A 25073-nucleotide genomic window follows, 5' to 3' on the forward strand; every position below is an offset into this window, starting at 1 on the left:
CCCTCAGGATAGGGCGGGCGGCGGTGCGGGCAGGAACGGCACGTGCACGCCCACCGTGGTCGGGCCGCCCGGGGGCGAATCGACGGTGAACAGCCCGCGCAGCCCGCTGACGCGCCCGGCGACCCCCTCGAGACCGTGACCGGGCAGGGACGAGGCGCCGCCGACGCCGTCGTCGACGACCCAGACGTCCAGCCAGCGCTCCGGTCCGCCCGTCCCCCGCACGTCGAGGTGCACGCGGATCGAGCGGGCCGACGCGTGCTTCGACGCGTTCGCGAGCAGCTCGGCGACGACGAAGTAGACGCTGCGCTCGACCTCGGGCGGCACCTCCGTCACCGGATGCTCGACCAGCACCTCGACGGGCACCGGGCTCATGACCGCCAGCGAGTGCACCGCAGCGGTGAAGCCCCGGTCCTGCAGGATCGGCGGCGCGACTCCCCGGGAGAGCGCGCGCAGCTCGTCGAGCGCCGAGCGGACGTGCTCGCGCGCCTCGTCGATCAGCGCCGCCGCCGAGTCGGGATCGGAGCGCACCCGGTTGAGAGCCGATCCGAGGTCCATCTGCACCCGGATCAGCCGCTGCTGCGGACCGTCGTGGATGTCGCGCTCGAGCCGGCGCAGCGCCCGGTCCTCGGCGGCGACCGCCGCACCGCGGGAGACGCTGAGCTCCGCGACCTCGCGCTGCAGCGCCTCCGAGCCCCAGGGCCCGAGCAGCAGCCGATCGACCAGGAATCGCGCGAGGGTGAGCCCGCGGGTGACGAACGGCAGCGTCGCGAGGAACAGGACGACGAGCGCGACATCGGCCAGCACCAGGAAGGCCGTGGGCGGCCCGGCAACGCCGAGGACTGCGCTCGACTGCCCGGAGACGAGCCGGACGATCGCCGAGGAGTCGCCGGCGAGCAGCGCCGTCAGCGAGCCGAGGCCGGCCCAGCTCCAGAGCCCGAGGACCGCGGCGAAGACGAGCGCGAGCAGCGGCGCCACGACGAGCGTGTGCAGCAGCGCGAGCCAGTAGTGCCCGTCGACGACCGGGCCGTAGAGGGCGAAGGTGGCGGGCGCGACCGAGGCGGGCGGACGCCGCCACTGTGGTTCCTCGATCCGCGGGCGGCCGGCGAGCCGGTCGAGCGCTCGGGTCGCCCGAGCGAAGCCCCGGGCGGTGTGCAGCGCCAGCGGGAGGAAGACCGCGCCGATCAGCACGCCGATCAGGCCGAGGCCCAGAGCGAGGGCGACTCCGGTCGCGAACGCACCCGCCAGCGCCAGCGGCACGGCGAGCAGGAGCGACAGGGCCTCGCGGGGCAGCTCGCGCCAGAGCCGGAGGTACGCCGCGGAGGCCTCACCGAGGGCGGTCGGCGCTGCGGGCACGCGAGCCTCCTCCCCCGGTCCTCGCGGGCGCGCGGACATCCTCTCGAGGGTACCGGCGACCCTTCGCGGCGACGCGGGGGCTGACCCCCGGTTCCGTCCCGGAAGCGCACCGCACGTGCCGGGCCGGGACAGGCCAGGCTCCCCTTCTCCCGCCTTAGCCGAGCCTGCACTTCCTTGCGAACACTGGGCTGCGGCGTAGTGTTGACGATCAGTCACCCCCTCTCGAAAGGAACAGACGATGTCCACTGCATCCGTCACGTCGCTCACCTCGTCGAACCCGGATGTCGCATCCGGAGTCGCCCAGTTCCTCAGCCCGGTCGTCGTCGAGATGACCGCCCTGGCCGTCAACAGCAAGCAGGCGCACTGGCACGTGCGCGGCGCCAACTTCATCGGCGTGCACGAGCTGCTCGACGTCGTCGTCGGCCACGCGATCGAGTGGGCCGACCTGGCCGCCGAGCGCGTCGTCGCCCTGGGCCTCCCCGTCGACGCCCGCATCCAGACCGTCGCGTCGGCCACGCAGACCGCCCCGCTCACTCCGGGCTTCCAGCGCTCCGAGAACGCCATCGTCGAGGTCATCGGCCTGATGGACGTCGCGATCACCACGGTCAACACCGCGATCGCCGAGCTCGCCGACATCGACGCGAGCAGCCAGGACGTCGCGATCGAGATCGGCCGCGGCCTCGAGAAGGACCGCTGGTTCCTGTTCGCGCACGTCAGCGAGAGCTGAGCACGCGCCTCCCACGCCGCGACGGCCCGTCGGATCCTCGGATCCGGCGGGCCGTCCGTCGTTCACGATCCGGTCAGACCTCGTGCGTGACGCGTCCGGCGAGCAGTGTCGCGGCGACCGGCATCGAGCGCAGCTGCTCGCCGTCGGAGGCGAGCGGGTCGCGCTCGACGACGACCAGGTCGGCGACGTCTCCCCCCTGCGGAGCGAGCCGCCGGGTGCGGGTCGACGCGACGAGCGCCTCCGCGACCGTGACCCGCTGCTCGGGGTGCCACGGCTCGTCGCCGTCCCGGGCGCGGGAGACGGCGGCGGCGATCGCCACCCAGGGGTCGAGCGGCGCCACCGGGGCGTCCGAGCCGAGCACGACCGTCGCTCCGGAGTCGATCAGCGAGCGCAGCGCGAAGGCCCGGCCGGTCCGGCCCTCCCAGTAGCGGTCGGCGACCTCCCGGTCGTCCAGCGCATGTGCCGGCTGCACTCCCGCGACGACGCCGAGCCCGGCGAAGCGCGGGAGGTCGGCGTCGGAGAGCAGCTGCGCGTGCTCGATGCGGCCGCCGCCGACCTTGGCCAGGGCGTCGAGCGCGACCGTCGCGGCCGCGTCGCCGATCGCGTGGACCGTCGGCCGGATACCCGCCGCGGCCGCCCGCGCGAGCAGCTCGTCGAGCTCCGCGGGGTCCACGGTGAGGACGCCGCTGCCCTCGTGCCCGGCGTACGGGTGCACGCAGTACGCGGTCCGGGTGTTCAGCGAGCCGTCGATCAGCACCTTGAGCGGACCCATCCGGAGCAGGCCCTCACCGCCCTCGACCTCGTCCCCGGTGCGCAGGCCCTCCGCGATCGCCCGGTCGAGGTGGTCGCGGTAGACGCCGATGTCGACGCGCAGGGAGCGGGTGCCGCGGGCGATCCGCCGCGTCCAGTCCCCCGCGTTCCAGCGCATCTCGAGGTCGACGACGCCGACCACGCCGCGGGCTGCCGCGCGGCGCGCCGCCTCGTCGGCCAGCTCGTCGAGCTCGTCGTCGCTCAGCGCACCGAGCGCCGTGACGAGGCGGAAGCAGGGCTCCTCCCGAAGGATGTCGTCCTGCGCGGGGAAGCCGTAGCGGCGCAGCGCCGCGGAGTTCACCCAGGCGCAGTGCAGATCGCCACTGACCAGGACCACCGGTCGCTCCGGCGCCACCGCGTCGAGCAGCGCCGTCGTCGGCAGGTCGGGCCAGAGCCCGTCGCGGAAGCCGAAGCCGACGAGGGTCGCCGGCGAGTCCGGCGCCTGGGCCAGCCGCGCACGGACCGCCGCCACCGCCTCCGCCGCCGACCGCGACGTCGAGACGTCCAGGCGGGGCGCGGTCATCGACCACTGGGAGAAGTGCACGTGCTCGTCCCAGAGCCCGGGCAGCAGCCAGCGGCCGTCGAGGTCGCGCACCTCGGCGTCGCCCGTCCTGGTGCCGTCGAGAGCGCCGTCCGGAGCGATCGCCTCGATCCGGCCGTCGCGGAGCAGCACGGACACCGGCTCGTCGCGGCCGAGGAGCCGCGCGGTGCGCAGGAGCAGGCTCGGGGTCACGGGGTCCTCTCGGTCGTCGCTCATCACAGGCGGTTCAGGCGGTCACGACTGGCACACCGGGCACCAGTAGAGCTTGCGTGCACCGATCTCCTCGAGCAGGACGTTCGTGCCGCAGACCCGGCAGGGCAGTCCCTCGCGCTTGTAGACGTAGTTGCGCTCGGCCCGGCTGCGCACGGCGGCGGAGCGCTGCGTCTTCGTCAGGCCCCGGCGGGTGATCATCATCCCGGTCCGGATGCCGTCCTCGAGCAGGAGCGCCCAGTCGGCCCAGAGCTCGCGCGCGAGCTCGAGCGGCACCAGCTTGCCCGGCGTGTGCGGGTCGAGTCCGGCGCGGTACAGCAGCTCGGCTCGGTAGATGTTGCCGATCCCGCTGACGACCGACTGGTCCATCAGCACGAGCCCCACCGGCGTGGCCGTCTTGCGCAGGCGGTTCACGAAGCGATCGCGGGCCTCGTCGGAGTCGTCCGCCGCGGGGTCCGGGCCGAGCCGGGCGAGCAGCGCCTCCACCTGCGCGTCGTCCATCACCTCGCAGGCGGTCGGGCCGCGCAGGTCGGCGACCGTCTCCTCCGTCTGGATGCGCACGCGCACGGCGCCGATCGGCGGCGGCGGGAACTCCTCGAGATCGCTGTCGGTCTCGTGCTCGGTCTCGGAGAGCCGGACGGCCCGGCGGCGGCGCGGGGCGCCGATGCTGCTGCCCGCCTTGCCGTCGTCGAACAGCGGCGAGACGTGGCCGAGGAAGTCCCAGGCGCCGTAGAGACCGAGGTGCACGTGCAGCGTCGCGTCGCCCTCGAAGCGCAGCAGCAGGTGCTTGCCGACCGCGGTCGACTCGAGCACGGTGCGGCCGTCCAGCAGCGCGGCGCCCTCGACGAAGCGTCCCTGCGGGCTGCTGGTCGCGACGGAGTGGCCGACGATGTCGCGCTCGAACTGCAGCGCGATGCGGTGGACGGAGTGGCCCTCGGGCACCTAGCGGCCGCTCGCGGCGGAGTCGACCGTGCGGCCGGCGATGTCGCCCGTGGCCTCGTACTCCGCGAGCTGCGCGATGCGGCGCACATGGCGCTCCTCGAAGGAGAACGGCTCGGCGACGAAGGCGTCGATGAAGTCCGTCGCCTCCTCGACCGAGTGCTGGCGCGCTCCGATCGAGATCACGTTGGCGTCGTTGTGCTGCCGGGCGAGCACCGCGGTGCTGAGGCTCCAGACCAGCGCGGCGCGGACGCCCGCGACCTTGTTGGCCGCGATCTGCTCGCCGTTGCCCGAGCCGCCGAAGACGATGCCGAGCGCCTCGACGCCGGCCTCCTGGTCGCGCACGACCGCGGCGGCCGCGTTGATGCAGAACGAGGGGTAGTCGTCGAGCGGGTCGTACGAGGTGGGGCCGTGGTCGACCACGTCGTGGCCGGCGGCACCGAGGTGCTCGATCAGGTGCCGGCTGAAGTCCAGCCCGGCGTGGTCCGTTGCGATGTGGATGCGCACGCGCTCGTCCTCCGGAAAGCCGTTCGTGGCCCGTGGATCCGGGACCGGGAGTCAGGGTACCGCTCGCGCGGCGGCCCGGTCCTCAGCCGAGGACCGGGTCGCCGACGCGGATCGCGGCTCAGTCGAAGATCGGGTCGCGGGTGCGCGAGCGCTTGAGCTCGAAGAAGCCGTCGTACGAGGCCACGGCGACGAGGCCGTCCCAGAGCGAGAGCGCCTGCTCGCCGCGCGGGATGGGAGAGATGACCGGTCCGAAGAAGGCGATGTCGCCGATCGCGATGACCGGCGTGCCGACGTCCTGGCCGACCCGGCCGATGCCGTCGAAGTGCGAGGCGCGCATCGGCTCGTCGTACTCGTCGGTGTCGGCGAAGGCGGCGAGGCTCGCGTCGAGGCCGACCTCGGCGAGCGACTCGGCGATGACCGCGTCGACGTCCGTGCGGCCACCGTTGTGGATCCGCGTGCCGAGTGCGTCGTAGAGCGGCTTGACCTTCTCCTGCGCCTCGCGCTCGCCCACGGCGGCGACGAGGCGCGTGTAGCGCAGGGCGCGCGGGAAGAACGCGCGGTAGTCGTCGCTCACGTCCTGGTCCTCGTTGAGCACGGCGAGGCTCATGATGTGCCAGGTGACGTCGAGGTCGCGCCCCTCCGTCACCTCGTCCACGAAGCGGGAGGTCATCCAGGCCCAGGGGCAGGAGGGATCGAACCAGAAGTCAACGGCGGTCATGAGGCAACGCTACGCCTCTCGGCGCCTCTCGGGTGCGCGGGTGCGGCGCGGCCCTAGGGTGGATCGGTGGCGCCCGCACCCCGGCGCCGAAGCGGCAGCGCCGAGACGAACGGATGGAGCACCCTGTGCCTGGAGACAACCTCACCCGGAGCGAAGCGCAGGAGCGCGCCTCGCTGATCCAGGTCGACGCCTACGACGTCGCCCTCGACCTGACGCGGGGGGCCGAGACCTTCCGCAGCACCACGACCGTGCGCTTCACCGCGACGGAGGGGGCCTCCTCCTTCATCGACGCGATCACGAAGACCGTGCACTCGGTCACGCTGAACGGCGTCGAGCTGGACCCGGCCGACGTCGCCGACGGCGTGCGGATCCGTCTCGACTCGCTGGCCGCCGAGAACGTGCTGCGCGTCGACGCCGACGCGCTCTACACGAACACGGGCGAGGGCCTGCACCGCTTCGTCGACCCGGTCGACGGCGAGGTCTACCTCTACTCGCAGTTCGAGGTCCCGGACTCGCGCCGCGTCTTCGCGGTGTTCGAGCAGCCCGACCTCAAGGCCGCCTTCTCCTTCACGGTGACCGCGCCCGCCGCCTGGCAGGTCGTCTCGAACCAGCCCACCCCCGAGCCCGTGCCCGCCGGCGACGGCGTCGCGACCTGGAGCTTCGAGCCCACCCCGCGGATCTCCTCCTACATCACCGCGCTCATCGCGGGCCCCTACGTAGTCGAGACCGACTCGCTGGTCTCCTCCGACGGCCGCACCGTGCCGCTCGGCGTCTTCGCCCGCGCCTCGCTCGCGCCGTTCCTCGACGCGGACTACGTCTTCGAGAAGACCAAGCAGGGCTTCGCCTTCTACGAGGAGAAGTTCGGGGTGCCGTACCCGTTCGCGAAGTACGACCAGCTCTTCGTGCCGGAGTTCAACGCGGGCGCGATGGAGAACGCGGGAGCGGTCACCTTCACCGAGACCTACGTCTTCCGCTCGAAGGTGACCGACGCGGTCAAGGAGCGCCGAGTCGTCACGATCCTGCACGAGCTCGCGCACATGTGGTTCGGCGATCTGGTGACCATGAAGTGGTGGAACGACCTCTGGCTGAACGAGTCGTTCGCCGAGTACGCCTCCACCCTCGCGACGGCCGAGGCGACCGAGTGGACCGAGGCCTGGACCACCTTCGCCGCGATGGAGAAGAGCTGGGCCTACCGCCAGGACCAGCTGCCCTCGACGCACCCGATCGTCGCGACGATCAACGACCTCGAGGACGTCCAGGTCAACTTCGACGGCATCACCTACGCCAAGGGCGCCTCGGTGCTCAAGCAGCTGGTGGCCTGGGTCGGCGAGAAGGAGTTCCTCGCCGGCGTGCACGAGTACTTCGTGAAGCACGCGTTCTCGAACACCGAGCTGCGCGACCTGCTGGTCGAGCTCGAGGCGACCAGCGGCCGCGACTTGACCGAGTGGTCGGCGCAGTGGCTCGAGACGGCCGGCGTGAACACGCTCCGCCCCGAGATCGTGGTCGACGAGGAGGGCGCCATCGCCTCGTTCGCGATCCTGCAGAGCGCGGTCGCCGACTACCCGACGATCCGCCCGCACCGCCTCGCGATCGGCCTCTACGACTTCGAGGGCGACCGCCTCGTGCGCATCGACCGTCTCGAGCTCGACGTGGACGGCGAGCGCACCGAGGTGCCCGAGCTGATCGGCCGCACCCGCCCCGCGCTGGTGCTGCTCAACGACGACGACCTCGCCTACGCGAAGATCCGGCTGGACGACGCCTCGCTCGCCGTCGCGATCGAGCACCTCGCGAGCATCAGCAGCCCGCTCGCGCGCTCGCTGGTCTGGGGCTCGGTCTGGGACGCGACCCGCGACGCCGAGTCGGCGCCGCGCGACTTCGTCCGTCTCGTGCTCGGCAACATCGCGACCGAGACCGAGTCGACGACGCTGCGCACGGTCCTCGGCCAGCTCGTGAGCACCGCCTCGCAGTACGTCGCGCCGGAGCACCGCGACGAGGTCCTCGCGGAGGTGGGCGACCGGCTGTGGACGCTGGCGCAGGGCGCCGAGGCCGGCAGCGACGCGCAGTTCCAGTTCGTGAAGGTGCTCGCCGCGGTCGCCACGACGCCCGCGCACCTGGACGCGGTGCAGGCGCTGCGCGACGGGACCACGACGCTGCCGGGGCTCGAGATCGACACCGACCTCTCCTGGGAGCTGCTGATCGCGCTCGTGGCCGGCGGACGGGCGGGCGCCTCGGACATCGACGCGGCGCTCGCGGCCGACAATACGGCGACCGGTGCGCAGTCCGCGGCGAACGCCCGCGCGGCGATCCCGACGGCGGAGGCCAAGCGCGCGGCCTGGGACTCGGTGACGCTCGACGACTCGGCGCCGAACACCATCGTGCGCGCGACGGGTCTCGGCTTCCAGCACACCAGCGACCCCGCCGTCCTCGGGGCCATGGTGCCGGTGTACTTCGACGCCCTCCGCTCGCTGTGGGACGCGAAGAGCTACAAGATCGCGGAGTACCTCGTCGTCGGCTTCTACCCGGCGGCGACGCCGACGCCGGCGATCGTCGACGCCACCCGCGCGTGGCTCGACGCGAACCCCGACGTGCCGGCGCTGCGCCGCCTCGTGATCGAGAACCTGGCCGGCGTCGAGCGGGCCCTGCGCGCGCAGGAGCGCGACGCGGCGCTCTGAGCGCGCCGGCCCTGCTGATCGAATAGCGCGCACAGCGCGCGTATCGAGATCCACCGCTACCAGGAGGGCGGGTCTCGATACGCCGCTGCGCGGCTACTCGACCAGCATGGGCAGCTGGCGGATCACGCGCCGAAGACGCCCCTTCATGCTGATCCTCACGCGCCGATGGCGCTCCTCCATGCTGATCGCGTAGCGCGCGCAGCGCGCGTATCGAGATCCCCCGCCACCAGGAGGGGCGGGTCTCGATACGCCGCTGCGCGGCTGCTCGACCAGCATGCGAGGCGCGCGCAGCGCGCACTGGGAACCGCGTCGGCCGCGCCGGCTCCGCAGGACAGCGAGATGCGGGGGGGGTCAGCGCTCCGGAACCGCGCGGCGGGCCGGGCCGTCGTACGCGGACAGCGGGCGGATGAGCGCGTTCGAGGCGCGCTGCTCGAGGACGTGCGCGGTCCAGCCGACGACGCGGGCCGCGACGAAGAGCGGCGTGAAGAGCTCGGTGTCGAAGCCCATCAGGCGGTAGGCCGGACCGGACGGGTAGTCGAGGTTCGGCAGGATGCCCGTGCGCTCGGCCATCTCGGCGGCCAGCGCGTCGTAGAGCTCGAGCATGTCGTCCGCCCCGGCCTGGTCGGCGACCCGGCGGAGCGCCGCCTCCATCGTCGGCACGCGCGAGTCGCCCGACTTGTACACGCGGTGGCCGAAGCCCATCACCTTGCGCTTCGCCCCGAGCGCCTCCGCCAGCCAGGCCCGCGCGCGGGGACCCGCCTCCGGCCCGAGGCCGATCTCGTCGAAGACGTGCAGGACGGCCTCGTTCGCGCCGCCGTGCAGCGGCCCCTTCAGCGCGCCGACCGCCGCCGTCACCGCCGAGTGGACGTCCGAGAGCGTCGACGTGACGACGCGAGCCGTGAACGTCGAGGCGTTGAACGAGTGCTCGGCGTACAGCACCAGCGACACCCGGAAGGCGTCGACGACCACCGGGTCGGGCAGCTCGCCGAAGGTCATCCAGAGGAAGTTCTCCGAGTAGTCGAGATCGTCGCGCGCGGCGATCGGCTCCTGCCCGTGCCGGCGGCGCTGGATCGCGGCGACGACGGCGGGCAGCACCGCCCAGAGCCGCATCGAGCGCTCCAGGACCGCCTCCGGCGACTCGTCCTCGGGGTCCGTCTCGAACGCGCCCAGCACGCTGACCGCGGTGCGGACGACGTCCATCGGATGCGCCGTCACCGGCAGCACCCCGACCACCGCGCGCACCTCCGGCGCCGGCTCCCGGTGCGCGCGCTCGAAGGCGCGGAGCTCCTCGGTCTCGGCCGGAGTCGGCAGCTCGCCCTTCCACAGCAGCCAGGACACCTCCTCGAAGGAGCAGGACGCCGCCAGCTCCTGCACCGGATAGCCGCGGTACAGCAGCGAGTTCGACTCCGGGTCGACCTTCGAGATCGCCGTGGTGTCGACGACGACCCCCACGAGTCCCTTGCGGATGTCCTGCTCGGTGGTGCTCATCGCTCGCTCCTTCGCGATCGGATCGGCGGCCGGAGCCGCCGGGGTGGGTCGTGGCTCAGGCGCCGTGGTGGCCGGCGAGGCTGAAGTCGAAGACGCCCTCGTCGAAGCGGCTGTAGGACGCGTAGTCGAGCAGCTCGTAGAGCTCGGCCCGCGTCTGCATCCCGGCGACCTCGGACTGCAGCGAGCCCTCCGCCTTCAGCGCGTCGAGGGCGCGCATCGCGGCGCCCATCGCGATGCGGAGCAGCGACACCGGGTAGATCACGATGTTCACCCCGACGTCGGCGAGCTGCTGCGTCGTGAAGAGCTCGCTCTTGCCGAACTCGGTCATGTTCGCAAGCACCGGGACGTCGATCGCGGCGCGGACGGCCTCGAACTCGCTGAGGTCGCGCATCGCCTCGGGGAAGATCGCGTCGGCGCCGGCGTCGACGAGGCGCTTCGCCCGGTCGATCGCGGCCTGCAGCCCGTCGAGGGCGCGGATGTCGGTGCGGGCCATGATCACGAGACCCGGATCGCGGCGGGCGTCGACCGCGGCGGCGATGCGCCGCACGGAGGTGCTCTCATCGACGACGGCCTTCCCGTCGAGGTGTCCGCAGCGCTTGGGGTTCACCTGGTCCTCGATGTGCAGGGCCGTCACTCCGGCGTCCTCGAGCATCTGCACGGTGCGCGCGACGTTGAGGGGCTCGCCGAAGCCGGTGTCGGCGTCGATCAGGACGGGCAGATCGGTCATCCGCGCGATCTGCTGGCCGCGGCCCGCGACCTCGCTCAGCGTGGTCAGGCCGATGTCCGGCAGGCCGAGCTCGGCCGACAGCACCGCGCCCGAGACGTAGACGCCGTCGAAGCCCTTCTCCTCGATCAGCCGCGCCGACAGCGGGGTGAACGCCCCCGGCAGCTGCAGCAGCTCGCCGGACGCGAGCCGCTCGCGGAAGAGGCGGCGCTTCTCGGCGGGAGTCCGGGTGGAGTGGAGCATCGGGCGTCCTTCCCCTGGGGCGGAGTTCGGGTGCGGAGTTCGGGGGCCCGGGAGGCCCTCGTCGAATCTATCCCCCGGACGCCGCTCGGCGTCGTTCCGGCGTCACCGGAGCTCCTCAGCACGCGTCCCCTAACCTGGACGGGATGCTGCTCTTCGAGACCTCCACCCCAGACCCCGTCGCCGCGACCATCTCCTTCTTCGACTCCGAGCTCTTCTGGAAGAGCGTCGCCGTCCTCGCGATCGTGCTCGGCGCCCTGCTCGCCCGCGTCATCGCGCACTTCGTCGTCGGGCGGGTCGTCGACCAGATCGTCTCGGGGGTGAAGAAGCGCCAGCGGGTCGAGGACACGCAGGCGATCGCCGCCTCGCCCCTCGCCGCGGTCCGGGTCGTACAGCGAACGAGGACCCTCGGCTCGATCCTCAACAACATCAGCTCGATCCTCATCGTGGTCATCGCCGTCGTGATGATCGTGAACACCATCGACAACACCCTGATCGGCTCCTTCGCACTGCTGACCGCCGCGCTCGGTGCCGGGCTCGGCTTCGGCGCGCAGAACATCGTCAAGGACGTCCTCAACGGCCTGTTCATGGTCGCGGAGGACCAGCTCGGCGTCGGCGACGTCGTCGACACCGGCCAGGCCACGGGAGTGGTCGAGAACGTCGGCGTGCGGATCACCCAGATCCGCGACGTCAACGGCACACTCTGGTTCGTCCGCAACGGCGAGATCGTCCGCGTCGGCAACATGTCGCAGGGCTGGTCGCGGGTCATCATCGACCTCGCCGTGCCCTACGAGACCGACCTGGAGTCGGTGCAGAGCACGATCCTCAGCACCGCGAACGAGCTCGCGGCGAGCAGCCGCTGGCGGGCGCGGATCATCGACAAGCCCGAGCTCTGGGGCCTCGAGTCGATCGCCGACGACGCGCTGGTCATCCGCGTGGTGCTGAAGACCCGCACCACCGCCAAGGACGACGTGGCGCGCGAGCTCCGCATCCGCCTCAAGCGCGCGCTCGACACCCTCGACGTCAAGCTGCCCTCGCTCAGCGCGGTGGTGCTCAGCGGCTTCGAGGGCGCGACGAGCGTCGGCGGCGTGAAGGGACCGCGCACGACGCCGACCGCCACGGTCACGACCGAGCACGGGAAGCCGGTGCGCCTGCCGCGTGCTCTGCGGCGGCCGAAAGCGACCGAGGCCAGCGAGCGTCCGCAGGACGGCGGCTCCGTGCCGCCCCAGACGGGTCCGCGCTCGTGAGCGGGCTGCAGATCGGCGGCACTCCCCCGATGCGCTCCTTCTGGGAGCACCTCGGCGGGCGACCGACCTTCGAGCGCCTCGTGCGCCGCTTCTACGAGGGCGTCCGCGAGGACGCGGTCCTCTGGCCGATGTACCCCGAGCACGACCTCGAGGGCGCGATCCAGCGGCTCACCGGCTTCCTCGAGCAGTACTGGGGCGGACCGGGCACCTACAGCGAGGAGCGCGGGCACCCGCGCCTGCGGATGCGGCACCAGCCCTTCAAGGTGAACCCGGAGGCGCGCGACCACTGGCTCGCGCACATGCGGGTCGCGGTCGATGAGCTCAAGCTGGCTCCGTCCGACGACGCGATGCTCTGGGACTACCTGGAGCGCGCGGCGCACGCGATGGTCAACACCTTCGAGGAGTAGCGCTCGGCGCTTCCCGCCGGCGTCGGGTCAGGCGGGGGTGCGGACGAGCACGTGCCCGCGCCGCGAGGTGAGCCGCCGCCACTGGCCGCTCTCGAGCAGCGCGACGGGATCGTCGGCGCCGAGGAAGCCGAGCGCGAACAGCGCGAAGGCGGCGCCGGCGGGCACGTCCTCGAGACCGTCGAGCGGACGTCCCCAGACGGTGGAGCGCACGCGGCCGACGATCTGCTCGCCGGTCTCGGAGCCGACCGCCGCGGCGATCTCGTCGATGCCGTCGCGGGCGACCTTCTCGAGGAACGCCGGGTCGACCGGCTCGCGCCGCTGCCAGCCGCCGCGCGGCGGCGAGATGCCGGCCCAGGCGCCCGCCGTGGCGTCGTCGCCGTCAGGCAGCACGACCGGTTTGCCGTCCGCTCCCCCGGGCTCCCACTGCAGGCGGGCGAGCCGGTCGGACAGCGCGCGGATCGGCACCACGCGGTCGAAGGCGGTGGGCTCGTCGAGTGCGAAGACCCGCAGGCCGAGCACGGTGGAGGACCGGTCGAGCAGGCCGCGCGGCTGAAGGATCGCGGTGTACGCGGCCAGGATGCGATCCTGCGCCAGGAGGCGCACGGCGCCGTCCTCGACACGCGCGGACCGGCCGAGGAACACGCGCAGATCGGAGAGGCTGGGCGGATCCGCCAGGGAGAAGGACGACATCATCGCGTCGATAAACTTACCCGAGGCCGCTCTCCTGATCGGCAGACACCCCGGAGGTCCCGTGTCCGATCCGCTCTCCTCGTTCCTCACCGCCCTCGATCTCGTCGACACGGGCGCGCGCACCAGCGAGGACATCTCCACCGGGCCCTCGCAGTGGATGCCGGAGGGCCGCGTCTTCGGCGGCCAGGTGCTGGCGCAGTCGCTGATCGCCGCCGGCCGCACCGTCGAGGAGCGCAGCGTGCACTCGATGCACGGCTACTTCCTCCGCCCGGGCGACGTCTCGCAGCCGATCACCTTCTCGGTCGACCGGATCCACGACGGCCGCTCGTTCGCCACCCGGCGGACGCAGGCCTATCAGAACGGGGCGCCGATCCTCTCGATGATCGCGTCGTTCCAGACCGAGGACGAGGGACTGGACCACCAGACGCCGATGCCGGAGGGCGTGCCCGATCCGGAGTCGCTGCCGAGCACCGCCGAGGTGCTGAAAGGCGTCGACCACCCGGTCGGCAGCTTCTGGGCCACTCAGCGGCCGTTCGACGTCCGCCACGTCGAGCAGCCGGTGTATCTCCGCGCCGATCCGAGCCGCACGGCGCACCAGTGCGTCTGGATGCGCGCGCTCGGCCCGCTGCCGGACGACGCGCTGCTGCACCGCGCCGCGCTCGCCTATGCGAGCGACTACACGATCCTCGAGTCGACGCTGCGGCGGCACGGCGCGGCCTGGATCACCCCGGGGCTGCGCATCGCGAGCCTCGACCACGCGATGTGGTGGCACCGCCCCGCGCGCGTCGACGAGTGGCTGCTCTACGTGCAGGAGTCGCCGAGCGCCTCCGGCGGCCGCGGGCTCTCGCTCGGTCGGATCTACTCCCGGGACGGCCGCCTGGTGGCGAGCGTCGCCCAGGAGGGCATGGTCCGCGTCCCGCTCGGCTGAGCGGTCCGGCTCGCGCCGGGACCGCCCGCCGGAGGGGACGGCGTCAGCTCCGCTTGGAGAAGGCGACGGGCTCCTCGACGTACGGCGCCCAGACCTCCCGGAGCTCCTCCGGGATGCGCTCGGGGCGACCCGTGGCAGCGGTCACCATGACGAGCGTCGTCGCCGCCTTCGTGTACAGCACGCGCGGCTCGACTCCGATCGGCGAGTACAGCTCGTAGCAGACCTCGAGGCTCGCGCCGCCGATCCGCCCGATCCACAGCTCGATGTCGAGCGGGGCGCGCATGTACGGGATCGGTGCGAGGTACTCGATCTCCTGCCGCGCGATCAGGCTGATCGTGCGCGCGCCGGGCCGGGCGTCGAGCACCGCCGTCGCCCTCCCGCCCGGCTCCGGGGAGTCGGGGCGCCAGAACGCCTGGATGCGCGCCTCCTCGAGCAGGCGCAGCATCTCGGCGTTGTTGACGTGCGCGTAGGCGTCGAAGTCCGACCAGCGCAGCGGGATGGCGACGTGCAGGCGCATCAGTCGCGGGTGAGCTTGCGGTACGCGGAGCGGTGCGGCTTCGCCGCGTCCGGACCGAGGCGCTCGATCTTGTTCTGCTCGTACGACTCGAAGTTGCCCTCGAACCAGTACCAGTTGGCCGGGTCCTCCTCGGTGCCCTCGTAGGAGAGGATGTGCGTCGCGATCCGGTCGAGGAACCAGCGATCGTGGGTGATCACCACGGCGCAGCCGGGGAACTCGAGCAGCGCGTTCTCGAGGCTGCCGAGCGTCTCGATGTCCAGGTCGTTGGTGGGCTCGTCGAGCAGGAGCAGGTTGCCGCCCTGCTTGAGCGTCAGCGCCAGGTTGAGGCGGTTGCGCTCACCGCCGGAGAGGATGCCGGCGCGCTTCTGCTGGTCCGGGCCCTTGAAGCCGAACTGCGAGACGTAGGCCCGCGAGGGGATCTCGGTCTTGCCGACCTGGATGTAGTCGTGACCGTCGGACACGACCTCCCACAGGTTCTTGTTCGGGTCGATGCCGCCGCGGGTCTGGTCGACGTAGGAGATGTCGACCGTGTCGCCGATCTTGAGGTCGCCCGAGTCGAGCGGCTCGAAGCCGACGATCGTCTTGAAGAGGGTGGTCTTGCCGACGCCGTTCGGGCCGATGACGCCGACGATGCCGTTGCGCGGCAGGGTGAAGCTGAGGTCGTCGATCAGGACGCGGTCGCCGAACGACTTGTGCAGCTTCTTCGCGTCGATGACCTGCGAGCCCAGTCGCGGGCCGACCGGGATGACGATCTCCTCGAAGTCGAGGACGCGCGTCTTCTCAGCCTCCGCCGCCATCTCCTCGTAGCGCGCGAGGCGCGACTTCGACTTGGTCTGGCGGCCCTTCGCGTTGCTGCGGACCCACTCGAGCTCGGTGGTCAGGCGCTTGGCGAGCTTCGCGTCCTTCTTGCCCTGCACCTCGAGGCGGGCGCTCTTCTTCTCGAGGTAGGTCGAGTAGTTGCCCTCGTAGGGGTAGAGGTGACCGCGGTCGACCTCGGCGATCCACTCCGCGACGTTGTCGAGGAAGTACCGGTCGTGGGTCACGGCGAGGACGGCGCCGGGGTACTTGGAGAGGAACTGCTCGAGCCAGAGCACGCTCTCGGCGTCCAGGTGGTTGGTGGGCTCGTCGAGCAGCAGCAGGTCGGGCTTCTGCAGCAGGAGCTTGGTCAGCGCGACGCGGCGCTTCTCACCACCGGAGAGGCTGGTGACGGGCGAGTCCCCCGGCGGGGTGCGCAGCGCGTCCATCGCCTGCTCGAGCTGGGAGTCGAGGTCCCAGGCGTCGGCGGCGTCGATGGCCTCCTGCAGGGTGCCCATCTCGGCGAGGAGCGTGTCGAAGTCGGCGTCCGGGTCGGCCATCGCCAGCGAGATCTCGTTGAAGCGGTCGATCTTGCCCTTGATCTCGCCGACGCCCTCCTGGACGTTCTCGAGCACCGTCTTGGTCTCGTCGAGCTCCGGCTCCTGCATCAGGATGCCGACGGTGTAGCCCGGGCTCAGCCGCGCCTCGCCGTTGCTCGGGGTGTCGAGCCCCGCCATGATCTTCAGGATCGTCGACTTGCCGGCGCCGTTCGGGCCGACCACGCCGATCTTCGCCCCGGGCAGGAACGACATCGTGACGTCGTCCAGGATCAGCTTGTCGCCGACCGCCTTGCGGGCGCGCACCATCGAGTAAATGTATTCAGCCACTTCAGTCCCTCAACCGCTCGTACGTTCTCGGAGCCCCGCTCTCCGCCGCGGGCGTCCCGTTCGTCGGGTGCCCCTCGGCCGGAATGTCGCCGGTGATCGACCACCGCACACGGGAGCGCGGGCGGGAAGGTCGGAGGCCGGGCCGGTACCGAGGATACCGGCTGGACGCGCGGAGCGTTCGGCTCGCTGCTCCGGCTCCGGCCGTCGGCTCAGCCGTCGAGCGGGACGGTGCTGCCGATGAGGCAGGCGCCGGTCGCGATCGGCGCGGCGACGACCGCGCGGACGCCGTCCACCTTCGGCCCGTACTGCCCGATGAGGCAGGCGTCGCTCGCCTTCACCGAGACCTGCACGGAGTCGGCCTCGAGGCCGACCGAGGTCTCGTCGGCGGTGAGCTGCATCGACTCCTTCGCGAAGCCGGCGGCCACGAGGGCGTCGACGACGCTCCGGCCGGGCGTCTCCGGGTCGGAGCCGGCGGCGGCGGTGACGGTCTCCCGGAAGAAGGGGAGGTTCTCCTCTGCGGTGCCTCCGGGCACCAGCGCGACCGGGGCGGCGGGCTCCTCGGTGGACGGGGCGGCCGACGCCGACGGACTCTCGGCGGCCGGCGGCGCGGTGGGCGCCGTGCAGCCGGCGATCCCGGTCAGCAGCGCGAGCACCGCTCCCGCTCGCAGGCCGGCGCGGACGACGGTCCGTGTGCTCACTCGAATCCCTCCCGCGGCGGCCGGACGCGCGCCGAACGCCGCGTCAGAACGGGGCGTCGGCCGAGTCTAACGAGGCCTCGGACGGCTCCGACACGGAGGCGCGCGCTGCGCCCCAGTCGCCGCCGGAGGACGCGGAGGTCGCGCCCTCGACGGCGGCCGGCGCCTCCGGGCTCCAGCCGCTCGCGCCGCTCGTGGCCGCCTCCGGCGCGGCCGACTCGGGCGCTGCCGCCTTCGCCCGCCCGACCGTCCGGGTGCAGCGGGTCGTGCCCCAGGCCAGGTCGTGGCCGAGGCCCTCGGCGATCACGCTGACGTCCGTCCCCGTCTTGCCGCCGGACTCCCAGGAGCGGACGGAGAGGCGCCCGGTGACGAGGACGCGGTCGCCGCGCGCGAGCGAGGCCAGGGCGTTGCCCGCCAGCCCGTTGAAGGCGTTCACGGTGTACCAGTTGGTCGAGCCGTCCACCCAGCGCTGGGTGGAGCGGTCGTAGCGCCGCTGGGCGGACGCCAGGCGGAAGGTCGTCATCGCGGTGCCGCTCGCCGTGTCGACGCTGCGCGGCTCGGTCCCGATGACTCCGATGACGGTCAGGGTGTCGGTCATGCTGCTGTCCTCTCCTCGGTCGCCGCCACGGGCGGCGCTCCTCTGCTCCCGACGCGACTGCGAAGGGGACGCCGCCCGGGCGGAGGGGGCCGGGACCACCCGGGCGACGCAGGGACAGTGTCGCGACGAAGGGCCCGCCTCCGTGGTGGAGGCGGGCCCTTCGGTGGAGACCGGGCGACATCGTCGCCTGGGGAGGAGAGCTAGGAGGCGAGGATGTACTTCGAGTACGACCTGCGGATCTTGTTCACCTTCGGCAGCGCCACCGCGAGGCAGTAGCCCTGGCCGGGGTTCTTGGCGAAAAAGTCCTGGTGGTAGTCCTCGGCCTCGTGGTACACACCCAGCGGCGCGATCTCGGTGACGATGGGGCCGTCCCACCACTCGGACGCGCGGTCGCGGGCGGCCTCGAACAGCTCCTTCTCCTCGTCGGAGGAGTAGTACATGGCCGAGCGGTACTGCGTGCCGACGTCGTTGCCCTGGCGGTTGAGCTGCCGCGGGTCGTGCAGCGTGAAGAACACGTCGAGGATCACCTGCTCCGGAATCACCTCGGGGTCGAAGGTGACGGCGACGGCCTCCGCGTGCCCGGTGCGGCCCGTGCAGACGGACTCGTAGTCGGGGTTCGGGGTCGATCCGCCGGTGTAGCCGGAGACGACGTCGGTCACGCCGTCGAGGACGCGGTAGACGGCGTCCAGACACCAGAAGCATCCTCCGGCGAGTACGAATGTGCGCATTGCGTGTGACTCACTTCCTGTCGCATCGACGCGTCCGGGGCGCCGGGCACGTCTCTCGATCCAACACCTCCGGGGCTGTGCGCATTCCGCACGGCTCGGGCGCTGGAATAGAGTCGGCGCGTGAGCTACGACGCCGCCCCCGCCCGCTACGACGCCATGGACTACCGACGCGCAGGACGGAGCGGGCTGAAGCTGCCCGCCCTCTCGCTCGGCCTCTGGCACAACTTCGGATCCGACCGCCCCCTCGACACCCAGCGCGCGATCCTGCGCCGCGCGTTCGACCTGGGGATCACCCACTTCGACCTCGCGAACAACTACGGCCCGCCGTACGGCGCCGCCGAGACGGCGTTCGGCCGCCTGTTCGCCGAGGACTTCCGCCCCTACCGCGACGAGATGATCATCTCGTCCAAGGCCGGCTACGACATGTGGCCCGGCCCTTACGGCGACGGCGGCTCGCGCAAGTACCTGCTCTCCTCGCTCGATCAGAGCCTGACCCGGCTCGGACTCGACTACGTCGACGTCTTCTACTCGCACCGCCCCGACGCCGAGACGCCGATCGAGGAGACGATGGGCGCGCTGGTCTCGGCCGTCGAGCAGGGCAAGGCGCTCTACGTCGGCATCTCGAACTACAGCCCGGAGCAGACCCGCGCCGCCGAGGCCGCCCTGGCCGGCAGCGGCGTGCACCTGCTGCTGCACCAGCCGCGCTACTCCCTCTTCGACCGCCACATCGAGGACGGCCTCTTCCCGGTCCTCGACGAGATCGGCACGGGCTGCATCGTCTTCTCGCCGCTCGCGCAGGGCCTGCTGACCGACCGCTACCTCGACGGCACGGTGCCCGCGGGCTCCCGCGCGGCGACCTCGCGCTTCCTCTCCTCCGACCGGATCGATGAGAAGTACCTCGAGCGCGCCCGTGGTCTGAACGCGATCGCCGAGGGCCGCGGCCAGACCCTCGCGCAGCTCGCCCTGAGCTGGGTCCTGCGCGTGCCGACGGTCACGAGCGCCATCATCGGCGCCTCGAGCGTCGCCCAGCTGGAGCAGAACGTCGCGGCCCTCGAGGCCGGACCGCTGACCGAGTCGGAGACCGCCGCGATCGAGGAGTTCGCGGTGCACGGGACGTCGCTGTGACGCTCCCGGCCGACGTCTCCGAACCGGCCGCCGCGGGCCGGCGGCGATGTCGGTGGTCGCTCGTAGTCTGCGAGAGCACTCGGCCGGTGGGTGCTCCCGCATTCGACGACCAGCAGGAGGAAGCAGTGTCCCTCACCACCCTTCACGCCACCCGCGTCCCGCCCACCCTCACCCGCGTGAACGCCCGCCTCTGGCGCGTGAGCACCGGAGCCGGCTCGATCGTCGGCCACGTCGAGCTCGTCGAGGGCCCGCAGGGCGAGAAGTACCGCGCCCGGCTGCTGCGCGCGGGCATGCCGGCCGGCGCCGAGATCGGCGAGTTCTGGAGCGTCGAGGACGCCGTCGAGGTCTTCCGGGTCGCCTGAGCCCCGGCTCGGCGCGCCGATCCCCCGGGGGTCGGCGCGCCTGACCGGTGTGCCGCCGGGCCCCGGGCTAACGTTCGGCTCATGCAGTGGTGGAACGAATTCGTGACCTGGGTCCAGACGGCCGAAGGGCGCCAGTCGGTGTTCGTCGGCGCACTCGTCCTCCTCGCCGTGATCATCGGGGTGATCGTGGCCGCGCTCGTCCTCCGCTCGGCGATCGCGCGCCTCATCCGGCAGCAGGAGCACGAGCGCAAGAACGCGGTCATCGCGACGCTGATCGATGCCGCGGTCGACGCCTCCGCCTGGAACGTGCTCAGCCAGTCCGAGCGCATCCTGAGCGACCGCGCCGCCGCGCAGGCCGAGACGCACCTCCGCCTGCTCCCCGTCAAGGGCTCGGGAGTCGCCGCCAACTGGGCCGCGCACGAGCTCGCCGACCTCAAGCACACCTCGTCGACCGGCGGGTACCAGACGCAGGCGAGCGTCGGCGAGTTCCGCGACCGCCTCGTGCTCTGGCGCGACAAGCCGAACCGCGCCCGGAAGGCGTTCCTCGCCGACCTCGAGCGCTGGCGCTTCTCGGAGACCTCGCGCCCCGAGGCCGCGAAGACGACCGGGTCGACGTCGGGCTCGACGGAGGGCTCGGCCCACCGCGCTCCGGAGCCCGTCCGTCCGACTCCCTCCACGGCGGCGGCCACCCCGGTGGTCGTCGGCGCCGGTTCGAGCGAGCCGACGACCGCCTTCGAGCGGCCGTCGACGCCGACCATCGTCCTGCCGCCCGTCTCCGACGGACCGCACAACGACGAAACGCGCCGACTCATGGCCGACGTCGACCGACTCGACGTCCCGTCGCGCGAGCGGCCCGTCGAGGAGCTGCCGCCCGTCGAGCAGCGCGCCACGAGCACGGAGGCGGACTCCGCGGAGGAGCAGGACGAGCCCTCGGCCGAGCGCGATCAGAGCGCCGCGACCACCCGTCCGGCCGAGTAGCCGTCCCCGGGAAGAAGAGAAGGCCCCGATCGCGAGAGCGATCGGGGCCTTCTCCGTGGTGCAGTTCGTACGCCTCAGACGTGCGCATCTCGAGCACGAGCGACTCGACCGACCAGCACAGCGAGGGGCGCCGCGATGATCGTCCACGCGACGGCGATTCCGCCGAGGATGGCGAGGAGCAACATGGTCGTACCTCCGTTTCTTACGTCGTTGTAATTCCGGTGCTCGATCAGCCTAGGGGCGGGTGGAGGGGCGGAACGGCTGATGCGGCGAAACACGCCGGTGTTGCTCAGATATCCGCACTGTGCTAGCGCCGCCCGGACCGCGAGCCCGCGTCCGGGGACCTGCCGACCCGCGTCGGAGTGGCAGGAGCGGACGGGGCTCGAAGGTGAGGATCCGACGGGCGGGCGGAGCGATCGCCGCGGTCGTCGTGACCCGGAAGTGCCCCCGGCAGGACTCGAACCTGCGACCGTCAGATTGCCGGTCGATGCCTTGCCGAGCATGGCCACCCCTCCCCTTTCCTGCCTCTGATCAGGCCGAATCTGTACCACCGCCTTTCGGTGGCTGGCCGCAGATCGTGGCTTCTGGCCCTGTTTCCGTCGACTAAACGATGAGCGCCCCGACCCCCGTCACCCGGTAGCCACGAGCTGCAGGCGTGCGCGGAGGTCGGGGCCTTCGTGCGTCTTCACCCGGTAGTGCCGCTCGGTGATCTCGACGCCGGCGTGGCCGAGCTGCCGGGATGCCTCGCCGAGGTCCTCGACGAGCGTCGCGACGGACTTGCGGAACGTGTGCGGGGTCACCCAGTCCCAGTCGGTGCCTTCGGTGAAGCGGCGCAGCTGTTTCCGGAAGTTGTTCGGGTCGCGAACGGTCGACCGGTCGAGGAACAGGGACGGGAACACGAGTTCCCCGTCGCGGTCGCGGGCGGCGAGCATGTCGGCGACGAAGTCGGGGAGCAGGAGGCGGCGGCGCGACGTCGACGACTTCGGGTGCGTCTGGACGCTCATGCCGGCGCCCTTGGTCCAGAGGGTGGTCCCGTTGATCGTCGCGGTCGCGGCGTCGAGGTCGACGTCGGTCCAACGGAGGGCGAAGACCTCGCCGATGCGGGCGCCGGTGCCGACCATGAAGTCGATCGGGTCGACGACGTCCCAGCGGATGTTGCGCGGGTCGGCGGCCAGCGCGGTCCGGAAAGCGCGCAGCTCGTCAAGGGTGAGAGCGCGGACTTCGGGGTGGTCGTGGCGGATGGTGCCGACGTCGCGGATGGGGTTCGAGGGGATGACGTCGAAGCGGGCGGCCATGCCGAGGATGCCGGAGAGGACGCTCTTGACGAGCTTCGCGGTCGCGGCGCCGCGGGTGCGGGCAACGGCGCGGAGGAACGTGTCGCAGCGGGCGACGGTCATCTCGCGCAGGCGCACGCTGCCGAGGCCCTGGTTGATGTGCTCGAGCGTCTGCCTGTAGCGGCGCTCGGTGGTGGGGGCGCGCTGCCCGTCGATCTCGTCGGCCCACCACTTCTCCCCCGCGGCCCGCAGGCGCGTGTCGGGGGTGAGCTCGTCGTCGACGGGTGCGCGGCGTTCGAGGAGGGCGCGGGCGAGGAGCTCGCGGGCGTTCCCGGCGCTCTGCACGGACTTCCGTTCGATGATGCGGGTGACGCCGTCGTAGTCGCGGAAGCGGGTGCGGGCGATCCACGGGCCCTTCGCCTTCGGCTGCGGGGTGACGGTGACGAGGCCGTTCGATCCGATGGGCAGCGGCGGGCGTGGCATGGGTGCTCCTAGGCGGTGCGGTGGTCTCGGAGGTACAGCTCGAGGAGGTGGTCGGTGACGCCGAGCTCGAGAGCCCACACGCCGGGGTCGGGGCTGGTGCGGGCGACGTCGGCGAGGTGGTCGGGGGCGATGAGCTTGCGGGCGGCCCACCGGTCGGCGAGGCGCTCGACGCGGGGGCTGGTGTCGCAGTGGCCGAGGCAGACGTGGCCGAGTTCGTGGGTGAGGGTCTGGCGTTCGTGCCAGGCGCGGAGTCCGCGCCGGAGGATGATGACGCGCTCGTCGGGGAGCCAGAGGCCGTTGGCGGAGCGGAGCCGTCCGTGGAGGACGGGGATGCCCAGCCGGTCCGCGTGCTCGTACGGGTCGTACGTGCCGGCTGGGCGGTGACTCATGGGGTCCTGTCGTCGAGGTTCTGCTCGGGGTCGGAGCGGTCGGCCGCGAGGCGGTCGCCGTAGCGGGCTGCGAGCTCGTCTTCGGTGAGATCTTCAAGCCGACCTCCGACATTCAGCCGACGAACGTTGGATTTCTCGACGGCCTCGTCGACCTGGCCATCGCCGATGGGCTCGGTGAGCTCGGGGTGCTCACCCTCGGCTTCGATGACGCGGCGGAGGATCTCCTCCGCGAGCTGCCGGTCGGTGGCTTCGAGGAGCGCGACGTCGACGGTGGCGGTGTTCGCCTCGTCGGCGGTGATGAAGCCGGCGGCGACGAGGGCGGGGAGGATGGGCGCCCCGTAGGCGCGGCAGATGGCGACGACGGTCCCGACCTTCACCTCGCCGGAGAGCTGACGGACGAGCGTGCTGGGGTGCATCCCGGTCGCGAGCGCGACCGATCGCAGGCTCGTCGTCCCGGCCAATTGTTCGATGTGTTCCCGAAGCGCGTCATTCACGTGACGAGCATGTCGCAACTTTGCGACATCCGCAAGCGCTACTTTCGCGGAATCCCGCGAGGTGGGCTCAGCACATGTGCAACAACTCCCCCCGTCCGTGTTGCACTCCTGCGACACAAGTGCGCATACTTGCGACACCACAACGCGGAACCGCAACGAGGAGGACCGAATGGCAAGCACTCTCCGGATCAAGCCGGGGCTGCTCAAGAGGCTCCGAGAGCTTCGCGGCATCCCGACCGAAGAGCACCAGGCGCGCCTCATGGGCGTGCACCGGGCGACCCTCCGCCGGGTCGACGAGGGCGCTCAGCCGTCCGCGGCGTTCATCGTCGCGATGGTCGACACCTTCGGGCTTGGGATCGGCGAGGCCTTCGAGGTCGTCCCGACGGAGTCCCTCGGCGAGCAGGCGCGAGCAGTGCGGGCGGCGGCCTGATGGCCGTCCACCTCACCGTCTCCGACCTCGCCGCCGAGCTGCAGATCGAAGAGGACACCGTCTACCAGATGCGCAACCGGAACCCGGACGCTCTGCCCCCCGCCTTCAAGGTCGGGAAGTACCTGCGCTGGCGTCGTGAGGACGTCGACGCGTGGATCGCGGCTCAGCTGCCGACGTCGAACGTGACGTCGATCGGCAGCCGGCGCTCCGCCTAGACCGCCAGCAATCCCGCTGGCAGGGGCCGGCCACCACGACGTTCTGAGTCGCGGGCGGAGACCACCGGCCCCACCCCGCTCCCCCATCACACCCCGCGCCGTGGGAGGCGCTGTTCGTCGCGCCTTCCGAAGAGGCGCTCCGGGCACCACACCAGAAGGGAACCACCATGATCGACCTCACGGCGCCCGCCACCGACAGGGCGCTCCAGACCGACGCGGACGAGTACGCCGCCCTCGGCCACCGCCTCGACGTCCTCGCCGGCGTCGTCTCCGACAAGGCGGCTGCCTGATGCCCGGCCAGCGGGAGAAGTGGGCCGAGGTCGCCCGCCTCCTCTCCGAGGGGCACACCCTGGCGGAGGCCGGCCGTCTGGGCGGCGTCGACTGGCGCTCAACGAACGAGATCGCGAGACGCATCGAGGCGGGCCTCCCGCTTCATCTGCACGGTCGGTCGCTGGGCGTGTGGCAGCGGAACAAGCTGATCCTCGAGGCGGCTGGAACTATCTCCGACGCCCAGCTCGCCGCCCGATTCGGTATCAGCCGTGACGCGCTCCGGAAGGTCCTCGCCGGCGCCCCAGAGCGCGCGGCAGCCCCGCGGCCACAGCGACCCGCGAAGTCCGACCCGCTGTTCTTCCGATGCGGGAAGGGGCACGCGCTCACCCGGGCGAACATCGTCGCGGGCACCGAGAAGACGTGCCTGGTGTGCGCGAAGAAGTCGAAGCCGATGCCGTTCCGACTGGTTCCGCGCCGGGACGCGCTGATCGCCGAGCTCCTCGAGCGGATCGAGCGGGAAGTGGCCGAACTGACCGCCGACCTCCGACCGGAACTGGCGGCGGCGTGATGGACCTTTACCTCTGGATCATGGGGACGCTGCTCCTCGTCACCTACGCCTGCTGCATGCACAC

Annotated in this window: 28 protein-coding genes; 12 read left to right on the forward strand and 16 right to left on the reverse strand. The window is 71.9% G+C overall.

Annotated features, from left to right (window positions below; all coding sequences use genetic code 11):
* Window positions 1–3: 3 nt before the first annotated feature.
* On the reverse strand, window positions 4–1353 hold the full coding sequence (locus MT353_RS11800) for a sensor domain-containing protein (RefSeq protein ID WP_243624544.1): 1350 nt from the start codon (window positions 1351–1353) through the stop codon (window positions 4–6).
* Between the two features lie 238 nt (window positions 1354–1591).
* On the opposite strand from MT353_RS11800, the gene MT353_RS11805 reads away from it, so the two are divergent.
* Window positions 1592–2080 (forward strand): Dps family protein, encoded by a 489-nt coding sequence (locus tag MT353_RS11805; protein ID WP_123445793.1) that lies wholly within the window; start codon window positions 1592–1594, stop codon window positions 2078–2080.
* A 73-nt stretch (window positions 2081–2153) separates the two neighbouring features.
* Here MT353_RS11805 and MT353_RS11810 read toward each other — a convergent pair whose 3' ends face one another.
* From MT353_RS11810 to MT353_RS11825, 4 genes are all read right to left on the reverse strand, one after another.
* On the reverse strand, window positions 2154–3647 hold the full coding sequence (locus MT353_RS11810; RefSeq protein WP_243624546.1) for an amidohydrolase: 1494 nt from the start codon (window positions 3645–3647) through the stop codon (window positions 2154–2156).
* Between the two features lie 18 nt (window positions 3648–3665).
* The gene (locus MT353_RS11815) at window positions 3666–4583 is read right to left on the reverse strand and encodes an Fpg/Nei family DNA glycosylase (protein ID WP_243599160.1); all 918 of its coding nucleotides are present in this window, start codon (window positions 4581–4583) and stop codon (window positions 3666–3668) included.
* A complete protein-coding gene (locus tag MT353_RS11820) occupies window positions 4584–5087 on the reverse strand; it encodes a ribose-5-phosphate isomerase (RefSeq protein WP_127886453.1) in 504 nt (167 codons plus the stop codon).
* Between the two features lie 118 nt (window positions 5088–5205).
* On the reverse strand, window positions 5206–5805 hold the full coding sequence (locus MT353_RS11825) for a DsbA family protein (RefSeq protein WP_243624547.1): 600 nt from the start codon (window positions 5803–5805) through the stop codon (window positions 5206–5208).
* A gap of 125 nt (window positions 5806–5930) precedes the next feature.
* On the opposite strand from MT353_RS11825, the gene pepN reads away from it, so the two are divergent.
* Window positions 5931–8477 (forward strand): aminopeptidase N, encoded by a 2547-nt coding sequence (pepN, locus tag MT353_RS11830; protein ID WP_243624548.1) that lies wholly within the window; start codon window positions 5931–5933, stop codon window positions 8475–8477.
* 351 nt (window positions 8478–8828) lie between these two features.
* Here the strand turns inward: pepN and MT353_RS11835 are convergent, their stop codons facing one another.
* Complete coding sequence (locus MT353_RS11835) at window positions 8829–9965, reverse strand: bifunctional 2-methylcitrate synthase/citrate synthase (RefSeq protein ID WP_243624549.1); 1137 nt, start codon at window positions 9963–9965, stop codon at window positions 8829–8831.
* A gap of 55 nt (window positions 9966–10020) precedes the next feature.
* Window positions 10021–10932 (reverse strand): methylisocitrate lyase, encoded by a 912-nt coding sequence (gene prpB / locus MT353_RS11840; protein ID WP_243624550.1) that lies wholly within the window; start codon window positions 10930–10932, stop codon window positions 10021–10023.
* A 143-nt stretch (window positions 10933–11075) separates the two neighbouring features.
* On the opposite strand from prpB, the gene MT353_RS11845 reads away from it, so the two are divergent.
* Window positions 11076–12176, forward strand: coding sequence for a mechanosensitive ion channel family protein (locus tag MT353_RS11845; protein WP_279400674.1), 1101 nt, complete (start codon window positions 11076–11078; stop codon window positions 12174–12176).
* A 29-nt stretch (window positions 12177–12205) separates the two neighbouring features.
* Window positions 12206–12583, forward strand: coding sequence for a globin (locus MT353_RS11850; RefSeq protein ID WP_243624704.1), 378 nt, complete (start codon window positions 12206–12208; stop codon window positions 12581–12583).
* 27 nt (window positions 12584–12610) lie between these two features.
* On the opposite strand, the gene MT353_RS11855 is transcribed toward MT353_RS11850, so the two are convergent.
* Window positions 12611–13273: a hypothetical protein gene (locus MT353_RS11855; RefSeq protein ID WP_308197316.1), complete on the reverse strand. Its 663-nt coding sequence runs from the start codon at window positions 13271–13273 to the stop codon at window positions 12611–12613.
* A gap of 61 nt (window positions 13274–13334) precedes the next feature.
* Here MT353_RS11855 and MT353_RS11860 point away from each other — a divergent pair, with 61 nt between their 5' ends.
* Window positions 13335–14201, forward strand: coding sequence for an acyl-CoA thioesterase II (locus tag MT353_RS11860; RefSeq protein WP_185019959.1), 867 nt, complete (start codon window positions 13335–13337; stop codon window positions 14199–14201).
* Between the two features lie 43 nt (window positions 14202–14244).
* Here the strand turns inward: MT353_RS11860 and MT353_RS11865 are convergent, their stop codons facing one another.
* The 5 genes from MT353_RS11865 to msrA all read right to left on the reverse strand — a co-directional run bounded on the left by MT353_RS11865 (window position 14245) and on the right by msrA (window position 18421).
* Window positions 14245–14718: a thioesterase family protein gene (locus tag MT353_RS11865; protein ID WP_243599153.1), complete on the reverse strand. Its 474-nt coding sequence runs from the start codon at window positions 14716–14718 to the stop codon at window positions 14245–14247.
* The gene (ettA, locus tag MT353_RS11870) at window positions 14718–16400 is read right to left on the reverse strand and encodes an energy-dependent translational throttle protein EttA (protein WP_123445782.1); all 1683 of its coding nucleotides are present in this window, start codon (window positions 16398–16400) and stop codon (window positions 14718–14720) included. The genes MT353_RS11865 and ettA overlap by 1 nt, the downstream gene beginning before the upstream one ends.
* Before the next feature lie 209 nt (window positions 16401–16609).
* Window positions 16610–17098, reverse strand: coding sequence for a hypothetical protein (locus MT353_RS11875; protein WP_127886448.1), 489 nt, complete (start codon window positions 17096–17098; stop codon window positions 16610–16612).
* 43 nt (window positions 17099–17141) lie between these two features.
* On the reverse strand, window positions 17142–17693 hold the full coding sequence (locus MT353_RS11880) for a single-stranded DNA-binding protein (protein ID WP_243599152.1): 552 nt from the start codon (window positions 17691–17693) through the stop codon (window positions 17142–17144).
* 200 nt (window positions 17694–17893) lie between these two features.
* On the reverse strand, window positions 17894–18421 hold the full coding sequence (gene msrA, locus MT353_RS11885) for a peptide-methionine (S)-S-oxide reductase MsrA (protein ID WP_243624552.1): 528 nt from the start codon (window positions 18419–18421) through the stop codon (window positions 17894–17896).
* 120 nt (window positions 18422–18541) lie between these two features.
* Between msrA and MT353_RS11890 the strand changes: the two genes are divergently transcribed.
* The 3 genes from MT353_RS11890 to MT353_RS11900 all read left to right on the forward strand — a co-directional run bounded on the left by MT353_RS11890 (window position 18542) and on the right by MT353_RS11900 (window position 20886).
* Window positions 18542–19546: an aldo/keto reductase gene (locus MT353_RS11890; RefSeq protein ID WP_243624553.1), complete on the forward strand. Its 1005-nt coding sequence runs from the start codon at window positions 18542–18544 to the stop codon at window positions 19544–19546.
* A 125-nt stretch (window positions 19547–19671) separates the two neighbouring features.
* Window positions 19672–19908: a hypothetical protein gene (locus tag MT353_RS11895; RefSeq protein ID WP_123445777.1), complete on the forward strand. Its 237-nt coding sequence runs from the start codon at window positions 19672–19674 to the stop codon at window positions 19906–19908.
* Between the two features lie 81 nt (window positions 19909–19989).
* A complete protein-coding gene (locus tag MT353_RS11900; RefSeq protein ID WP_243624555.1) occupies window positions 19990–20886 on the forward strand; it encodes a hypothetical protein in 897 nt (298 codons plus the stop codon).
* A gap of 629 nt (window positions 20887–21515) precedes the next feature.
* Here MT353_RS11900 and xerC read toward each other — a convergent pair.
* The 3 genes from xerC to MT353_RS11915 are packed head-to-tail and all read right to left on the reverse strand — an operon-like array spanning window position 21516 to window position 23526.
* Window positions 21516–22643 carry a tyrosine recombinase XerC gene (gene xerC / locus MT353_RS11905; protein WP_243624556.1) on the reverse strand — a complete coding sequence of 376 codons (1128 nt, stop codon included), beginning with the start codon at window positions 22641–22643 and terminating at the stop codon, window positions 21516–21518.
* Window positions 22644–22651: 8 nt separating this feature from the next.
* Window positions 22652–23032: an ImmA/IrrE family metallo-endopeptidase gene (locus MT353_RS11910; RefSeq protein ID WP_243624557.1), complete on the reverse strand. Its 381-nt coding sequence runs from the start codon at window positions 23030–23032 to the stop codon at window positions 22652–22654.
* On the reverse strand, window positions 23029–23526 hold the full coding sequence (locus tag MT353_RS11915) for a hypothetical protein (protein ID WP_243624558.1): 498 nt from the start codon (window positions 23524–23526) through the stop codon (window positions 23029–23031). Before MT353_RS11915 ends, MT353_RS11910 begins: the two co-directional genes overlap by 4 nt.
* Before the next feature lie 169 nt (window positions 23527–23695).
* Between MT353_RS11915 and MT353_RS11920 the strand changes: the two genes are divergently transcribed.
* The 4 genes from MT353_RS11920 (at window position 23696) to MT353_RS11930 (ending at window position 25009) form a co-directional block, all read left to right on the forward strand.
* The gene (locus MT353_RS11920; protein ID WP_243624560.1) at window positions 23696–23956 is read left to right on the forward strand and encodes a helix-turn-helix transcriptional regulator; all 261 of its coding nucleotides are present in this window, start codon (window positions 23696–23698) and stop codon (window positions 23954–23956) included.
* The gene (locus MT353_RS11925) at window positions 23956–24171 is read left to right on the forward strand and encodes an AlpA family transcriptional regulator (protein WP_243624561.1); all 216 of its coding nucleotides are present in this window, start codon (window positions 23956–23958) and stop codon (window positions 24169–24171) included. Before MT353_RS11920 ends, MT353_RS11925 begins: the two co-directional genes overlap by 1 nt.
* Before the next feature lie 167 nt (window positions 24172–24338).
* A complete protein-coding gene (locus MT353_RS21605) occupies window positions 24339–24461 on the forward strand; it encodes a hypothetical protein (protein ID WP_279400675.1) in 123 nt (40 codons plus the stop codon).
* Window positions 24461–25009: a hypothetical protein gene (locus MT353_RS11930; RefSeq protein ID WP_243624562.1), complete on the forward strand. Its 549-nt coding sequence runs from the start codon at window positions 24461–24463 to the stop codon at window positions 25007–25009. Before MT353_RS21605 ends, MT353_RS11930 begins: the two co-directional genes overlap by 1 nt.
* Window positions 25010–25073 lie beyond the last annotated feature (64 nt).

The organism is Rathayibacter sp. VKM Ac-2927 (assembly GCF_022815525.1).
GTDB lineage: Bacteria > Actinomycetota > Actinomycetes > Actinomycetales > Microbacteriaceae > Rathayibacter > Rathayibacter festucae.

Bases quoted from the DNA above. Each gene is read 5' to 3' on its own strand.
- MT353_RS11845 (WP_279400674.1), top strand. From the start codon at position 11,076: ATGCTGCTCTTCGAGACCTCCACCCCAGACCCCGTCGCCGCGACCATC.
- MT353_RS21605 (WP_279400675.1), top strand. From the start codon at position 24,339: ATGATCGACCTCACGGCGCCCGCCACCGACAGGGCGCTCCAGACCGAC.
- MT353_RS11810 (WP_243624546.1), bottom strand. From the start codon at position 3,647: ATGAGCGACGACCGAGAGGACCCCGTGACCCCGAGCCTGCTCCTGCGC.
- MT353_RS11805 (WP_123445793.1), top strand. From the start codon at position 1,592: ATGTCCACTGCATCCGTCACGTCGCTCACCTCGTCGAACCCGGATGTC.
- MT353_RS11930 (WP_243624562.1), top strand. From the start codon at position 24,461: ATGCCCGGCCAGCGGGAGAAGTGGGCCGAGGTCGCCCGCCTCCTCTCC.
- MT353_RS11920 (WP_243624560.1), top strand. From the start codon at position 23,696: ATGGCAAGCACTCTCCGGATCAAGCCGGGGCTGCTCAAGAGGCTCCGA.
- MT353_RS11855 (WP_308197316.1), bottom strand. From the start codon at position 13,273: ATGTCGTCCTTCTCCCTGGCGGATCCGCCCAGCCTCTCCGATCTGCGC.
- MT353_RS11925 (WP_243624561.1), top strand. From the start codon at position 23,956: ATGGCCGTCCACCTCACCGTCTCCGACCTCGCCGCCGAGCTGCAGATC.
- prpB (WP_243624550.1), bottom strand. From the start codon at position 10,932: ATGCTCCACTCCACCCGGACTCCCGCCGAGAAGCGCCGCCTCTTCCGC.
- MT353_RS11910 (WP_243624557.1), bottom strand. From the start codon at position 23,032: ATGAGTCACCGCCCAGCCGGCACGTACGACCCGTACGAGCACGCGGAC.
- MT353_RS11825 (WP_243624547.1), bottom strand. From the start codon at position 5,805: ATGACCGCCGTTGACTTCTGGTTCGATCCCTCCTGCCCCTGGGCCTGG.
- MT353_RS11835 (WP_243624549.1), bottom strand. From the start codon at position 9,965: ATGAGCACCACCGAGCAGGACATCCGCAAGGGACTCGTGGGGGTCGTC.
- MT353_RS11865 (WP_243599153.1), bottom strand. From the start codon at position 14,718: ATGCGCCTGCACGTCGCCATCCCGCTGCGCTGGTCGGACTTCGACGCC.
- xerC (WP_243624556.1), bottom strand. From the start codon at position 22,643: ATGCCACGCCCGCCGCTGCCCATCGGATCGAACGGCCTCGTCACCGTC.
- MT353_RS11900 (WP_243624555.1), top strand. From the start codon at position 19,990: ATGCAGTGGTGGAACGAATTCGTGACCTGGGTCCAGACGGCCGAAGGG.
- MT353_RS11850 (WP_243624704.1), top strand. From the start codon at position 12,206: ATGCGCTCCTTCTGGGAGCACCTCGGCGGGCGACCGACCTTCGAGCGC.
- MT353_RS11880 (WP_243599152.1), bottom strand. From the start codon at position 17,693: ATGACCGACACCCTGACCGTCATCGGAGTCATCGGGACCGAGCCGCGC.
- msrA (WP_243624552.1), bottom strand. From the start codon at position 18,421: ATGCGCACATTCGTACTCGCCGGAGGATGCTTCTGGTGTCTGGACGCC.